The following is a 13699-nucleotide window of genomic DNA, read 5'->3' as shown; positions in this document are numbered from 1 at the left end:
TAAAAATAGGATTACTATGTTAGAATGCATGAAGAATAGAAGAAGTATCCGTAAATATACGGATCAGGATATCCCGGAGTCTTTGCTGAATGAATTATTGGAAGTGGCTACTCGTGCCTCGAATACAGGAAATATGCAATTGTATAGTGTCGTGGTTACCCGCGACCCTGCGAACAAGGAGAAACTGGCTCCGGCTCATTTTAACCAACCAATGATTACGGGAGCCCCGGTGGTACTTACTTTTTGTGCGGATGCGAACCGTTTCGTGAAATGGGCGGAGTGCAGGAAAGCGGAGGCCGGATTCGATAATTTACAAACGTTTATCGCTTCGACGATAGATGCGATGTTGTTCGCCCAGAGTTTCTGCAATGCCGCTGAGGAAAAAGGCTTAGGCATTTGCTATCTGGGTACGACGGCTTATAATGCGGACCAGATCATTGAGGCGCTTTCTCTTCCCCGTCTGGTTGTCCCGATCGTTACGGTTACGGTGGGTTATCCGGCAGAGCCTATACCCGCTCAAGTTGAACGTTTACCATTGGCGGCTGTGGTACAAAACGAGACTTATACGGACTTTACTCCGGCTTCCATCGATGCCTTGTATAGTGAGAAAGAGGCATTAGAGGTGAATAAGCAGTTTGTAAGGGAGAATAATAAGGAAACACTGGCGCAGGTCTTTACGGACGTACGCTATACGAAGAAAAATAGTGAACATTTCTCCGAGGTACTCTTGAAGGTATTGAAACAACAAGGATTCATGAAGTAAGCCCTAATACTTCTACCTTATAGTTCATAAAGAGTCCACTCTCGAGTACGCCCGTAATCGACTTGAGAGTGGATTCTGTATTTTCAGGGATATAGTCCATCCATACGTCTAGGATCATATTGCCATTCTCGGTAATGATCGGTCCATCCTTACCTTGCCCCATACGAAGTTTTATCTCACCGGGATTCAAACGCTGGAGTCTGTCCTCTACATAGGTGAGAGCTTCCGGGAAAATCTCTATCGGGATCGGGAATTTAGCTCCCAGCCTCTCCACTTTCTTGGAAGGATCGACCAGTATATAGGTCTGCGGACTGGAGCTGATTAATAGCTTTTCCTTGAACATGGCGCCTCCACGCCCTTTGATCAAGTTAAAGTGGGAATCTACTTCATCAGCCCCATCGAAGGTCCAGTCCGGCTTGTGGGAAAACAGGCTGGTAACCGGAATGCCTAGCTGGGCGCAAGTCATCCGGATTTCTAATGAAGTGGGGATCGCCAAGATGGAAAGACGTTCCGTCCGGATACGTTCGGCTATGCGAATCAACGCTAGATAGGAGGTAGAACCGGAGCCAACACCTATGACTTGTCCGTTTTCGACTTTAGATGCGATAAGGTCCGCTATCTTTATTTTATCTTCCTTATGGGAGATCTGATTCCCCCATTCCAACGTATCGATTAGTGAATGATCCCACTTCATAGTCTTGATATTATTATATACGGTCTAATACAGTTTCAATCAGTTCCTCCAAAGAACCTTTATAATCCGTATTCATATGATTATCCACACGTCCGGCGATAATACAACATACGGTCATTGCCCGGTGTCCCATGAGAGCGGCCAGACCAGCTAAAGAGGAGCTCTCCATCTCGAAGTTCGTAATCTTTCGCCCGTTGTACTCGAAAGCCTCTATTTTCCGGTTCAATTCCGGATCAGTCAAGGGCAATCGGAGCTCGCGCCCTTGCGGCCCGTAGAAGCCATTGGCCGCGATAGTCGTTCCCCGGATAATATCATTACGGGTGATTTGCTCGATCAACGATGGATCTGCCGATACGACATAAGGCCATATGCCGCTAAGCCGCCAATCAAGCTGTTTTATTAATTCAGATTCCAAGTCTGCGTCACGAACGGAATTACTATTTGCGTAGAAATAAATGACTCCATCGAATCCGATCGATTTCTCCGCAGCTACGTAAGTCCCAATCGGGACAAATGGCTGTAACCCTCCGGAAGTCCCGATACGAACTAGGGAAAGTTGCTTGAATTCCGGCTTGATCGTACGGGTTGAGAAGTCAATATTAGCGAGAGCGTCCAACTCATTTAATACGATATCAATATTATCTGTACCGATGCCATGGGATACAACCGTGATACGTTTTCCCTTGTATTGGCCCGTGATGGTATGAAACTCCCGGCTGGAAACCTCACATTCCTGAGACTCAAAATAGGAAGCGACGGTTGTAACTCGTGCGGGATCACCAACAAGTACCACACGATTCGCGAGTTGTTCTGGTTTTAAATGCAGGTGGAAAACACTACCATCTGAATGGATCGCTAATTCTGAAGCGGGGATTGTTCTCATATTCGATCAGCTAATTAAGTTTACTTTTAATCATAAAAGGGCAAGGTGCGACCCTGCCCTTGGAGATAGTTCCATGTATATAACTATTTTAGTCCTTTAATGGTTTTGATGGAGTACCGGCCGGTTTAGCTATCGCTTCACGCATAGAAGTGTCCGCCTCGATGTTCTTCATCTTGTAATAGTCCATTACGCCTAGGTTTCCTGTGCGGAAAGCGTCTGCCATTGCCTTGGGAACTTCCGCTTCTGCCTCGATCACCTTGGCACGGGCTTCTTGTGCTTTCGCCTTCATCTCTTGCTCGAGGGCGACAGCCATCGCACGGCGTTCCTCGGCTTTCGCCTGAGCGATATTCTTATCCGCTTGAGCTTGATCCATTTGCAAGAAAGCGCCGATGTTCTTACCTATATCGATATCGGCGATATCGATGGAAAGGATTTCGAAAGCTGTTCCGGCATCAAGCCCTTTGCGAAGCACTAATTTCGAGATGGAATCCGGATTTTCCAATACGGTCTTATGGCTTTCGGATGAACCAATGGAAGATACGATACCTTCACCTACACGGGCTAAGATCGTCTCTTCTCCGGCACCACCCACTAATTGCTTGATATTCGCACGAACGGTGACACGTGCCTTGGCGATTAACTGGATTCCGTCTTTTGCTACCGCTGTTACCGGAGGGGTATCGATCACTTTCGGATTTACCGACATTTGTACAGCCTCGAATACGTCACGTCCGGCCAAGTCGATAGCGGTAGCCATCTGGAAAGGAAGGTCGATATTCGCTTTCGACGCGGAAACCAGCGCATGCACTACTTTCTCGACATGTCCACCCGCTAAATAGTGCGCTTCCAGCTCGTCGCGTGTAAGCGTCTTTATTCCTGCCTTATGCGCTTCGATCATTGCGCGAGTGATGATGTAGGGAGGAACTTTTCGGATACGCATCAAGAATAACTGGATCAAGGAGATATTGACTCCTGATACTTTGGCCGAGATCCATAACAGGAATGGCACATAATAGAAAAAGATTGCCAGCAGAAGTACTGCGGCCCCCAATAGGATAAGTGGCAAAAAGGTTATTTCCATATATATAAAATTAAGCGTGAATATTTGTTTCTTCTTTAGGACGGACAATTACGTTGTAACTGTCTACCCTGATCACTACGATCGGCGTGTTCTCATCGATTAATTCGTCTTGAGATTTCGCTTCCACGTTAATACCTTTAATCCGGGCCTTGCCGATAGGGGCTAAGCGTGAGAGCGTGATCCCCTCGTCTCCGGGTTCTATTCCGAGATCCCTGCTGGATGTCAGCTTGGAATCGATATCTGTCTTTAAAGCGATCTTATTAAAAGACCGGGAACGCAATAACCAAGCGAAGATTATTCCGAATGTAATGATTGATAAGGATAAAGTCAGATGCCCTACCCATATACCTACCGTATAAGCGAAAACGACTCCGCCGATAGCGAAAATAGCCCCGCCTATACCCGCGAGTGTTATTCCCGGAAGAAGGAATATCTCCGCCAGTATCAGTAGGATGGCCGCTACCATGAGGAAGACGATGATGGCTATGTCCAGTAGCATAGTTCTTCTTATTTATGGTTGTTTCTTAGGTATACGATCTCTGCGTTACGTGCCTTTTTCTCCCATTCGTCCGGTTGAGCGAGCAGGTTGTTTAACTTTTCTTCCGCATCAAGAATCGTAGGCTTCAGTTGTTCTCGCTTCGCCTTATTCCCTTTGATGTAGCTGGCTCGTAAACTCTCTAGTTTCTCATTTAGCTCCTTGATCTGTCTATGGATGGAAACTACTTTCTCGTAGTAGTTCTTCGCTTCCGGACTTTGGATATCGTCTAAGGTGTAATAAACGATATCATCATGGATCGGGAACGTGAAATCTTTCTTTATTTCTATACGTCCATAAGGAATCTCGGTATGAGCTAAATGAATAAGCTCTTCGTAATTCGATCCGGGTTTCCATGAATCCTTGATCGAGGCAATAGAGGCCCGGGCACGTTTTAGTTCGATATCCTCGCTATCTACTCGCTCGCGGTTGTCATTCGGGATGAATAGGTATACGCAGACTTTTCCTTCCGGTTGATAGCGGTCGGAAACGAACCATCCCAATTGCTTGGCTTCGTCGATCACCATCATATAATCGTTAAACGGGGAGTTATAGGGCATGCCCAATTGCTCCGGTGTAAGATAAGTATCGGAATTGATGTTGTAGCGAGTGACGAATAAATCATATCCGCCCAGAGAGCCGTTCCCTTTGGATGCGTAATAAATCGTTACGCCATCGGATAGCACGAATGGATACCCATCGTCGGCGTCACTATTGATATTCATCGGTAACTGTTTCTCGTCTCCCCATTGATCCATGAGCTTGGATTGGGTAAAAAGACAATTGTGGTTACCGTCTGTCGAGTGGGCGTAATAAATCTTATCCCCCTTCTGGTTCATGTATACCGATGAGTTGCCCGGATCGTTAGTCTGGAAGAAATCTTGGTAAGTGGTCAACGTACCGCTTTCCTCGCTTAAGGTATAGGCTGATAAGAAATCATCTTTATCAACGACCAAGCTATCGATAATCTGGACATTCTCTACCTTATCAAGCATACGGCTTGCTTTGTTCGCCAAGTCCATACGGATCTGGTAAGGCTCCACATCTTGTTTCTTTTTTGTTAGGAGGGTGATGTATTCGTCGAACATCTCCTCGGCTTCGTCAAAACGATAGGTCTGGTAGTATACTTCTCCAAGGTATCGATAAGCGTCTTGTACCCTACGCTTTACGGCAACCTTAAGATGTTTCTCCGCTCCTGCTAAATCTCCGGTCTCGAAACAGCAAACACCATACCATTGATTGTAAGAGGCATTGCTTGGCGCTTGTTTCACTAGTTTCTCGAACACAGGTTTTGCTTCTGCGTATTTCCCGTCGTTATATAATTTTTTTGCCTGATCAAGACTTTGCGCATGTAGTTGCATTCCTCCGCATAGGAGTGTAACTCCTAGCGTATAAAGCAGCTTTTTGGATAACCGTTTCATTTTGTCTATTCTAGATTATATAGTTATGCAGTTTCAAAGATAAGAATATTTTTGTAGAGGCATACAAATCGAAAAGATAAATATATAATTTTGCGCCCGTAAAGGAAGTATATGGCAAAATTGACAGAGGACGAACGTTTGTTTCGCAAGATAGAGGATAAGGTAAAGAGAGCGATTTTCGACTATGGCTTGATCAATGATGGCGACCGGATCTTGGTCGGGTTGTCCGGAGGAAAAGATTCCTTGGCCTTGGTGGATTTACTGGGGCGCAGGTCGAAAATCTATTGTCCTCGGTTTGAGGTCGTGGTAGCGCATATCGTGATGACGAATATCCCTTATTGTTCGGATCGGGAATATCTTAGAAGTTGTGCGGAGGAGCATGATTTGCCTTTCATTGTCCATGAGACAAGTTTCGATCCTTCTACGGACACTCGCAAATCCCCCTGCTTTTTATGCTCTTGGACTCGCCGGAAAGCTTTGTTTGAGATCGCTAAGGCTCATAAATGCAATAAGATTGCGCTAGGGCATCATCAAGATGATATCCTAGAGACACTGTTGATGAACCTGACCCACCAAGGGGCTTTCGGAACAATGCCTCCCCAGTTGAAAATGGATAAGTTTGATATGGAGATTATCCGTCCGATGTGTCTGGTGGAAGAGAGGGAGTTGATTCAGGTCGCCGCATGGAAAGGGTACCGGAAACAATTGAAGAACTGTCCTTATGAGTCGGGTTCCAGTCGTTCGGATATGAAAGAGCTGCTGAAAAGTCTGGAAGCGATCAATCCGGAGGCCCGTTACAGCCTTTGGGGGAGCATGACGAATATACAAGAAGATTATTTACCTCGAAAAATAAGATAATATGCAAAGTGTTTATACGATTTTATTGTTGATCGTGTCTAATATTTTTATGACATGCGCTTGGTATGGTCATTTGAAGATGAAGCAACAATTCAGTTGGTTTGAGCATCTTCCTTTGTTTGGCGTAATCCTGTTTAGTTGGTTTCTCGCTTTTTTTGAGTATTGTTTCCAAGTACCGGCGAATCGCATCGGTTTCCGGGATAACGGGGGACCGTTCAACTTGATTCAATTGAAAGTGATCCAAGAGGTGATTACGTTGGTGGTATTCGTGGCCTTCAGTACCATCGCTTTTAAGGGGGAGTCGTTTAAATGGAACCATGCGCTTGCTTTCGTATTCTTGGTAGCGGCGGTTTATCTGGTTTTCAAGAAATAAAGTCGTTGCGTTTGGCTTTGATAATCAGCGGAAAACCTTGATGCCTATTGTAAGATGCTTACAATGCCTATTCAAGCATGTTTATAATGCCCATTGTAAGCTCCTTATAATGGGCATTGTTAAAACGCTATATGATCTGTTGGCTCAGATGTGCAAATATAGCTTCGGTCTCATCCGGATGGAACCATGTTATTTCTGGGTCCCGTTTAAACCAAGTCATTTGCTTCCGGGCGTAGACCCGGGAGTTTCTTTTGATTTTCTCCACGGCGAGGTCTAATGTCCATTCTCCACTGAAGTAATTGAATAATTCTTTATAACCTACCGTGTTCAAGGAATTCAAATGACGGAAGGGATAAGCCCGGCGAGCCTCTTCCAATAATCCTTCGCTCATCATTAGATCTACACGTTGGTTGATGCGGTCGCATAATTCGTCGCGATCTCTATTAAGCCCTACTTTGATGATCCGGAACGGACGCTCTTTCTTAATGTTCGTGCGGAAGGAGGAGTAAGGCTTGCCTGTCATCCGGCAAATCTCTACGGCATGGATCACTCGTTTATAATTATTCCGGTCCACTTCCTCATAATGGACAGGGTCTGCTTCTTTTAATTCAGCGAGGATAGGGGCTAGTCCCTCGGTTTCAAATTGCATGTATAGGGCATCCCGGATCTCCGGTGTAACCGTCGGGATATCGTCAATACCTTTACATACGGCGTCGATGTACATCATAGAGCCTCCGGTCATTACGACGGTCGGGATCGTTTTATGTAATTCGGATAGGAGGGAGACCACATCTTCCTCGAAGTTGCTGGCGCTGTAATAATCGGTAAGCGAGAGAGTGCCTACCATATAATGCTTGACACGTGCCATTTGTTCCGGTGTAGGGGCAGCCGTGCCGATCGGAAGGTCTTTATAGAGCTGACGGGAGTCGGAAGAGATAATCGGAGAGCCGAAACGTTCCGCCACTTGGAGGCTTAACTCGGTCTTTCCGACTCCTGTCGGCCCAAGTAATATAACGAGGGAATTCATCAAAAGCGCTCGTCGTCGTAAGGATTATCCATCGGACCTTCGCCTAAACCGTCGAAGCCGCTTTTGTCTAATTCGTCCATATCGTATTCGGAGTCACCGTAAAAATCTTCTCCTACGTCCGTGCTACCGTTCTTAGCCTCGAACTCATCGAAAGAAACTATTTGGGCGGGAGGCGTACCTACCGATTTGCTGCAAATAGGAGCATCCAAGTCTTTTCCCGGAACGATCTCACGAAGTTCCATGAAGAAGGCACGTTCGGTCATATAATCGAAAACGAAAAGTAGTTTTTGGTGCTCGTCTTCCAACAATTCTTCCAGTTGAGTATCGGCCATGACATAGCTGTCTTCCTCGGAAGAGGTATCCATCTCCACTAATGTGATCTCTGTCTTTTTACTCCAGTCATCGTCACATATGAAGAAAGAGGTCATTTGATCCTTTGTATAACCTACAGAGTCGAGGATGGCGTTTTGCAAATCCAAGAAAGTAGACTCGGAATCAATCTTGATCTCGCGCTTGAAGTCATCTGCTTCATCTGATAGGATTAGAAATCTAAATAGCATAGTCGTTTAGTTTTATTATCGCCTCAAAAGTAGTAAAAATATGGATATACCCAATATACGTCGCTATAAATAATGAAAGAGGGTGTGCGTCTGATCCCTGTATGGGATTTTTGACGCACACCCTGCTTATACATCATCCTCGTTTGTTTATCGTACACTTACCTTCGTCGCGGCATGACGGCCATTGGCGGACAGCTCGATTAGGTAGATGCCTGCCGGGGCGGGTATGCGGGTGATATCGCTGACATTGCCGCTGTAGAGGCAATTACCGGTCACCGCGAAGATACGGATGGAAACCGGTGCGGTCGGTTCTACCATGACAGCCCCGTGGATACCATAGACACGTATGCCCTCGGCGATCTGCTCGATGCTTACCGTGGTGGATACGCTTACGTCGCAAGTGGCGGTCTTGTTACCGTCGTCGGTAGCGACCGTGATCTTGCAAGAACCCACCTTCAAGGCGGTGACGATTCCGTCAGCATCGACCGTGGCGACTGTCTCGTCGCTACTGCTCCAAGAGACGGACTGCATCGTGGCGTTACTCGGCGATACCGTGGCTTTCAAAACGAAAGACTCGCCTACGGCGATGCTCTTGGAGGTAACATTCAGTTTCACGCCTGTTACACGTACGTCGGGTACGACCGGAGCATCCGGGGTGGATTCCTTCATCGTGGCGATGATTGCCAAGGAGCCTTCCACGTTATCGATCTGTACGGAGTTGCTCGTGTATGACTTTTCACCGATCTGCAAATTCTCCAGTTCATAGCCCTTAGCCGGTTCAACCTCCACGATCAGCTTGCTATCCGGGGCAACGGCGGTGCCGCTGGTGATCTCGGTCTGCTCGCCGCTCTCGTCTACGGTGTAGACTTCCAGCGTTCCGTTCTCGGGTTGCTCGAAGGTGATGACAGAGGCGCCGGTGCTCTTCACTGTTACCTTGGCGTTTGTCTCGTTGTTCGAATAGTTCGGATCGTAAGAGGTGAACTTCACCTTGTAGGATTGATCGTCACCTACGCCCGGGATCTTGTTAGGCTCTGCCCATTCGAAGATACCGGCTACGGTCGTACCGTTTGTTGAAGCTGTTGAAGCCACGCCACCGGAAAGGATGGACGCGCTCAAAGGTTGTCCCTCGGTCAGCTCGGAAGCGGTCGGAACGGTGAAGGATTCGATCTTCGCAGGCTTGATCACCAATTTAATATTCACGTCATAGAACTCTTTCCACTCATCGTTACTGGCGAAGCTTACATTGACCATATAAGTTCCTGCGTTCACCGGAGTAGCGGAAGATCCGTCAACATTCGCATATTTCAATACGATCTCATTCTCCGGAAGACCGGTCTCGTTGAACAATTCAGACAATGAGACTACTTGGATCGCACCATCGTAAGACTTTTCAATCAAACGGTTCTTAATGGAGAGTGTCTTTAGGGCCTCGAATACCGGAGTATATGTAGCGTCAGCATTCATGGTAACCTCACGCTCGATATTCGTGTCATTGTCTTCTTTCCACTTAACGAACCGTTGGCCTTCCGGTGCGATCGCTTTCAGCGTAAGTTTCGTACCTTTTGCTATCTCTGTGCTTGTTACCTCCAAGCCGCCGTTTGTTACATAGGTATCCTTAGTTGTCAACGTTACGGGCTCAACATCACCTACTGCAATATAGTAATCTACTGGCTCATAGTTGTTCTTGTCTTTCGGGGTGAAACGGATCACGTTCACTTCGTTGTTGGTAGGAGTACCTGTAGCTGCAGCTCTAAGTTTGGATAGAGTGCTTACAGAACCTGGATTCCAAGCTATATCAGCGATATCTTGTGTCAACTCGGCGGTCACATCATTGCCGTTTACCGTAGGAACACTCTTCACTGCCATACCTGCCTTATTGATCACTAAGGTAGCGGTCTCGCTTACGGTCTTGTAAAGATCATCCTCCGGACGGGTGATGTTTACGGTGTAAGTACCTGCGTCTTGAGGTAAAGTCTCACCTAAGCTTACGCCATTCTTCGAGTAAGTTACCTGAAAGCCTTTGGCGGCGTGTCCACCTTTCACCTTCACCTCGTAGCTACGAGGTTGCTTGTTATAGACCAAGGACTGCTGGTCCGTGTTGATCTCCAGCTTAGTCTTCCCGATATAGTTCGCTGCGATCGTCATCGGGCCGGATACCACCAAGGTATCGCCGTCCTTGATCTCGGAGGAGTTCGCGGTCATGCTCTTGAAGCGGTAGCCGCTGTTGGTCGTAACCGTGGCGACTAGTTTCGTCTGATAGTCTACATCTGAACCGGAGGCGACCGTAGCGTTGTCTTCAACCTTCGTTAAAGAGACGGAACCTGCGGCTGAGATATTAGTGGCGGCTGTCACCTTGAATTTAGCCAACTTAAAGTTTACCGTAACCTCGGCATCGGCTGTACCTACCGTGAATGTACTGTCCGCAGAGTTATAGGTCGCACCCTTTACGTTTACGCTGTTCAAGGTATATCCATAATCCGCCTTGCCGATTACCTTCACCTTCACGCCTTCTTTCACTGCCGCGCCCGGTGTGATCGGGGCATTGTCCTGATCCAGTAAGGTCACGCTACCATGTTCCAACTCGCTTACGTTTACCAAGTGGGTAGCTGCCGGTTTCTCCTCGAAGGAGGCCTCTATCGTGGCGGCTTGGGCCAAGGTATAGGAGCCGGTGTTCACCAAGGCATCGTTTACCTTCACGGACTGAACCATGTAATTCCCGCTAGGTGTAGCATTGATGGTCAGCAAGGTTCCTTGCAGAAGGGTTTCGCCGCTGCTCACCTTAGCGCCGTTGGCGTAAACCTCGAGCGTGCCGTTAGCCGGGGTAACAATTTTTACCGTGTGTAAGATAGAGTCGAAGCGGGCTACCAATTCCAGATCCTTCGTCGCTGCCAATGTACGGGCGGCGGATGTGTTTCCGTCGCTCCAGCCGGCGAACGTATAGTTCTTGTCGGCGATCGCCTCGGCTGCTAGCTCATAACCCTCGGCGTAGCGATCGTTTGCGGAACGTCCGGTCAACTTGACCGTACCGAAGTTGGAGGCGGTAACCTTCATCGTATAAACAGGGGTAACCTTTACATTAATAAATGTATCTTTTGCGAGATAAAGTATCGGATCATCCGGCATGAACGTGATACTGTATTTTGTCTTCGTCAAGGAAACCGTGTCGTTCGGGTTCGTCCACACGAACGATCCAGTGGTACCCTCGACGGAGCCACCTTGTAATACGGCTATAGACAACGGCTCGCCCTCCTCGATATGTCCGGCCTTGGGCAAACCCGAGATACTTACCTCTTTCTTGCTCTCCACTACCAACGTCGCCGTATCGGAGAGGCTGCGGTATGTCAAGTTCTCCGCACGGGTGAAACGGGCCTTGTAGGAACCGGCCTTCAGTGTGGAAGGCAATTCCGTGATCCAATTCGTTCCACTCACTTGATATTCGATCTCGATGCCCTTGATATCGCTCGCTACCGTTACTTGCTTGATAGAGCCTTCCATCTGAGTCAGATTATTGGCCACGAACTTTACGGTGTCCTTCGAGATGAACACGAAGGTGTAGCCGGCTCCCTCCGTAAGTTCGGAGGTAGTGTACGTGTAAGAGGTCTTACCGTCGGCATACGTCCCCGCTATCTTGGAGATATCCACATCCGAAGAGCCTTGCTTGATAGCCCCCAGCTTATAATTTGAGTTCGACACGATCGAGAAGACGGCGGCTTTGCCATAAGCGATATCGCCACCACTAACCACGTCTTTACCATCCATCTTGGCAGTAACCGTACCATGTTCTCCCACCGCATAAACCAAGGCGTTGGCACCGGTTACCGTGAAGGTATTCGAGGAATCCGTCAAGGTGGCGTATTCCATCGTCTCCGGACTGGTCAAGACAATCTTATAAACGCCTACTACGGCGGGTAAATCCTTTGTCTCCTTACCATTGGCGGCACGATATGTCACGGCTTGTCCGTTCATTTCCGGGGTAAACTTGATTACGGGCAGATTCTGTTTCGCTACCACTTGGTCCTTGGTAGCCGAGGAGCCTGTCACCTTAGCGGTCACCTTCATCTTCTCCGTGAACACGACATTTATCGTGGCTGAAGCGGTCAGTTCGCCAGTCGTGTAGGTATAGGAGATCGTATTATCCGTGCTATTGAACTTACCTGTAGGCAAGTTAGCGGGCTTCCCATCGATCTTTATCTCGCTCAACTTGTAGCCGGGCTTGGCGGTAATCGTCAATACAGCGGCTTTGCCATTCACGATATCACTGCCGTTAGCCACGTCCTTGTCGCCCATCTTGGCGGTAACCGTACCTTGTCCCTCTACGCTCCAGCTTAAGACGTTCGCCTTGGAGATCGTAAAGATCAAGCTTGTATCATTGCTTAAGGCCGCATACTCCTCGGTCTCCGGGCTGGTTACCCAAATACGATAAGAGCCATCCTCTGTGGGAAATGTAGTTGTCGCATTCGCCGGAACATCCTTATAATACCGGATTAAATACTGGCTTGGCGACGGCTCTATCTTCACAACCGGCTTATTCTTACCGGCAGCGATCTCATCTTTTGTGGCAGATAGAGGGCTTGCGGTTATCGTTCTTGTCTTTTTAGCGGTAAACTGCACGTCAATAGCCATAGAGCCTTTCAATGCTCCTGTCGTATAAGCCGCATAGGAAGTCTCGTTCGTTGAGGTATCGAAAGTACCCTCCGGTAAATTTACTACTTGATTATCTACGGTAAGCTTGCCCAGCACATAGCCGGACTTGGCAGTGATCTTCAACACGGCCGGCTTGTCGTAAGCGATCTCGCCTCCGCTAGTCACCGCCGTCCCGTTCATGGTAGCCGCGACGGTTCCTTGCGTCGCTTCGAAAGTATAAGTCAGCGTATGGGCCGGCAGTATCTCATAATCGAATTTCTTGTCGATGGCGGCTTGCGTGGCCGTCTCTGCCTTGGTTACGAGCACGTTGTACTTTCCTGCCGTGGCGGGTAAGTCCGTTGTCTCTGTTCCGGTAGCCACGTTCTTATACTTCACTGTATATCCGGTTACATCCTCGGGAGTAAATGCCAGCTTCGGCAAGTTCACCTTCGCTTTCACCTCATCCAGCGTAGCGGAAGCGGGAGACATCGTGACCGTCACAGGGTCTTTTGCCTTGAATGTCGCCTTTATCTCCGTGGCTTTTGTCAAGGCGGGAGATGTATAGGTGTAAGTAGTCGTATTATCCCCATTAAATGTGCCAGTCGGTAACGTGCCGATAGTGGCCGTATTCATGGTTATATCCGCAAGCACATACCCGGCATTCGCCGTGATCGTAAACTTGTGGGCGGTGTTGTATGCCACCTTTGCGCCACTCGAAATGTCGCTGGTTATCGTTCCGCCCTCACTTGCGCTGTAGTTGAGCGTCACCTTGAACGTCGGTAGATCCGGTGCCGAGCGTAAATCTGAATCCTGTGCGTGTACCTGTATCAACGCCATAAGCGCGAGGAACACGGCTGATATTAGTTTTCTCATGTTATTCT

11 protein-coding genes are annotated in these 13699 nt (G+C 48.0%); 3 read left to right on the top strand and 8 right to left on the bottom strand.

The window, feature by feature from the left end:
- Positions 1–16 precede the first annotated feature (16 nt).
- The gene (locus ACYIA1_RS11300; protein WP_005854358.1) at positions 17–763 is read left to right on the top strand and encodes a nitroreductase family protein; all 747 of its coding nucleotides are present in this window, start codon (positions 17–19) and stop codon (positions 761–763) included.
- On the opposite strand, the gene rpiA is transcribed toward ACYIA1_RS11300, so the two are convergent.
- The 5 genes from rpiA to ACYIA1_RS11275 form a co-directional block, all read right to left on the bottom strand.
- Positions 753–1457, bottom strand: coding sequence for a ribose 5-phosphate isomerase A (gene rpiA, locus ACYIA1_RS11295; protein WP_005864338.1), 705 nt, complete (start codon positions 1455–1457; stop codon positions 753–755). The two genes, ACYIA1_RS11300 and rpiA, sit on opposite strands and share 11 nt — an antisense overlap.
- 13 nt (positions 1458–1470) lie before the next feature.
- Complete coding sequence (locus ACYIA1_RS11290; protein ID WP_480335288.1) at positions 1471–2340, bottom strand: nucleoside phosphorylase; 870 nt, start codon at positions 2338–2340, stop codon at positions 1471–1473.
- Positions 2341–2428: 88 nt separating this feature from the next.
- On the bottom strand, positions 2429–3421 hold the full coding sequence (gene floA / locus ACYIA1_RS11285; protein WP_005864341.1) for a flotillin-like protein FloA: 993 nt from the start codon (positions 3419–3421) through the stop codon (positions 2429–2431).
- A 10-nt stretch (positions 3422–3431) separates the two neighbouring features.
- Entirely contained in the window at positions 3432–3920 is a 489-nt protein-coding gene (locus tag ACYIA1_RS11280) for an NfeD family protein (protein WP_009275728.1), read from the bottom strand.
- 8 nt (positions 3921–3928) lie between these two features.
- Positions 3929–5377 carry a tetratricopeptide repeat protein gene (locus ACYIA1_RS11275; protein WP_005864344.1) on the bottom strand — a complete coding sequence of 483 codons (1449 nt, stop codon included), beginning with the start codon at positions 5375–5377 and terminating at the stop codon, positions 3929–3931.
- 111 nt (positions 5378–5488) lie between these two features.
- On the opposite strand from ACYIA1_RS11275, the gene ACYIA1_RS11270 reads away from it, so the two are divergent.
- Both ACYIA1_RS11270 and ACYIA1_RS11265 read left to right on the top strand, forming a co-directional pair.
- Entirely contained in the window at positions 5489–6235 is a 747-nt protein-coding gene (locus tag ACYIA1_RS11270; RefSeq protein ID WP_195319851.1) for a tRNA 2-thiocytidine biosynthesis TtcA family protein, read from the top strand.
- 1 nt (position 6236) lies between these two features.
- Positions 6237–6608, top strand: a complete 372-nt coding sequence (locus ACYIA1_RS11265) for a DMT family protein (RefSeq protein ID WP_005854365.1) — start codon at positions 6237–6239, stop codon at positions 6606–6608.
- A 127-nt stretch (positions 6609–6735) separates the two neighbouring features.
- On the opposite strand, the gene miaA is transcribed toward ACYIA1_RS11265, so the two are convergent.
- The 3 genes from miaA to ACYIA1_RS11250 all read right to left on the bottom strand — a co-directional run bounded on the left by miaA (position 6736) and on the right by ACYIA1_RS11250 (position 13691).
- Positions 6736–7635 (bottom strand): tRNA (adenosine(37)-N6)-dimethylallyltransferase MiaA, encoded by a 900-nt coding sequence (gene miaA / locus ACYIA1_RS11260; RefSeq protein WP_022192785.1) that lies wholly within the window; start codon positions 7633–7635, stop codon positions 6736–6738.
- Positions 7635–8195 (bottom strand): IS1096 element passenger TnpR family protein, encoded by a 561-nt coding sequence (locus tag ACYIA1_RS11255; RefSeq protein WP_005854369.1) that lies wholly within the window; start codon positions 8193–8195, stop codon positions 7635–7637. The genes miaA and ACYIA1_RS11255 overlap by 1 nt, the downstream gene beginning before the upstream one ends.
- A 147-nt stretch (positions 8196–8342) precedes the next feature.
- A complete protein-coding gene (locus tag ACYIA1_RS11250; protein ID WP_480335283.1) occupies positions 8343–13691 on the bottom strand; it encodes an Ig-like domain-containing protein in 5349 nt (1782 codons plus the stop codon).
- Positions 13692–13699 lie beyond the last annotated feature (8 nt).

The organism is Parabacteroides sp. KHUB-02 (genome assembly GCF_056640955.1).
Note: the sequence above shows the minus strand (reverse complement) of the source record. Positions and strands in the feature narration are given on the sequence as shown.

What these genes read in the sequence shown, in the direction of transcription:
- ACYIA1_RS11300 (WP_005854358.1), top strand. Translation starts at nt 17, where the DNA reads ATGTTAGAATGCATGAAGAATAGAAGAAGTATCCGTAAATATACGGAT.
- rpiA (WP_005864338.1), bottom strand. Translation starts at nt 1,457, where the DNA reads ATGAAGTGGGATCATTCACTAATCGATACGTTGGAATGGGGGAATCAG.
- ACYIA1_RS11290 (WP_480335288.1), bottom strand. Translation starts at nt 2,340, where the DNA reads ATGAGAACAATCCCCGCTTCAGAATTAGCGATCCATTCAGATGGTAGT.
- floA (WP_005864341.1), bottom strand. Translation starts at nt 3,421, where the DNA reads ATGGAAATAACCTTTTTGCCACTTATCCTATTGGGGGCCGCAGTACTT.
- ACYIA1_RS11280 (WP_009275728.1), bottom strand. Translation starts at nt 3,920, where the DNA reads ATGCTACTGGACATAGCCATCATCGTCTTCCTCATGGTAGCGGCCATC.
- ACYIA1_RS11275 (WP_005864344.1), bottom strand. Translation starts at nt 5,377, where the DNA reads ATGAAACGGTTATCCAAAAAGCTGCTTTATACGCTAGGAGTTACACTC.
- ACYIA1_RS11270 (WP_195319851.1), top strand. Translation starts at nt 5,489, where the DNA reads ATGGCAAAATTGACAGAGGACGAACGTTTGTTTCGCAAGATAGAGGAT.
- ACYIA1_RS11265 (WP_005854365.1), top strand. Translation starts at nt 6,237, where the DNA reads ATGCAAAGTGTTTATACGATTTTATTGTTGATCGTGTCTAATATTTTT.
- miaA (WP_022192785.1), bottom strand. Translation starts at nt 7,635, where the DNA reads ATGAATTCCCTCGTTATATTACTTGGGCCGACAGGAGTCGGAAAGACC.
- ACYIA1_RS11255 (WP_005854369.1), bottom strand. Translation starts at nt 8,195, where the DNA reads ATGCTATTTAGATTTCTAATCCTATCAGATGAAGCAGATGACTTCAAG.
- ACYIA1_RS11250 (WP_480335283.1), bottom strand. Translation starts at nt 13,691, where the DNA reads ATGAGAAAACTAATATCAGCCGTGTTCCTCGCGCTTATGGCGTTGATA.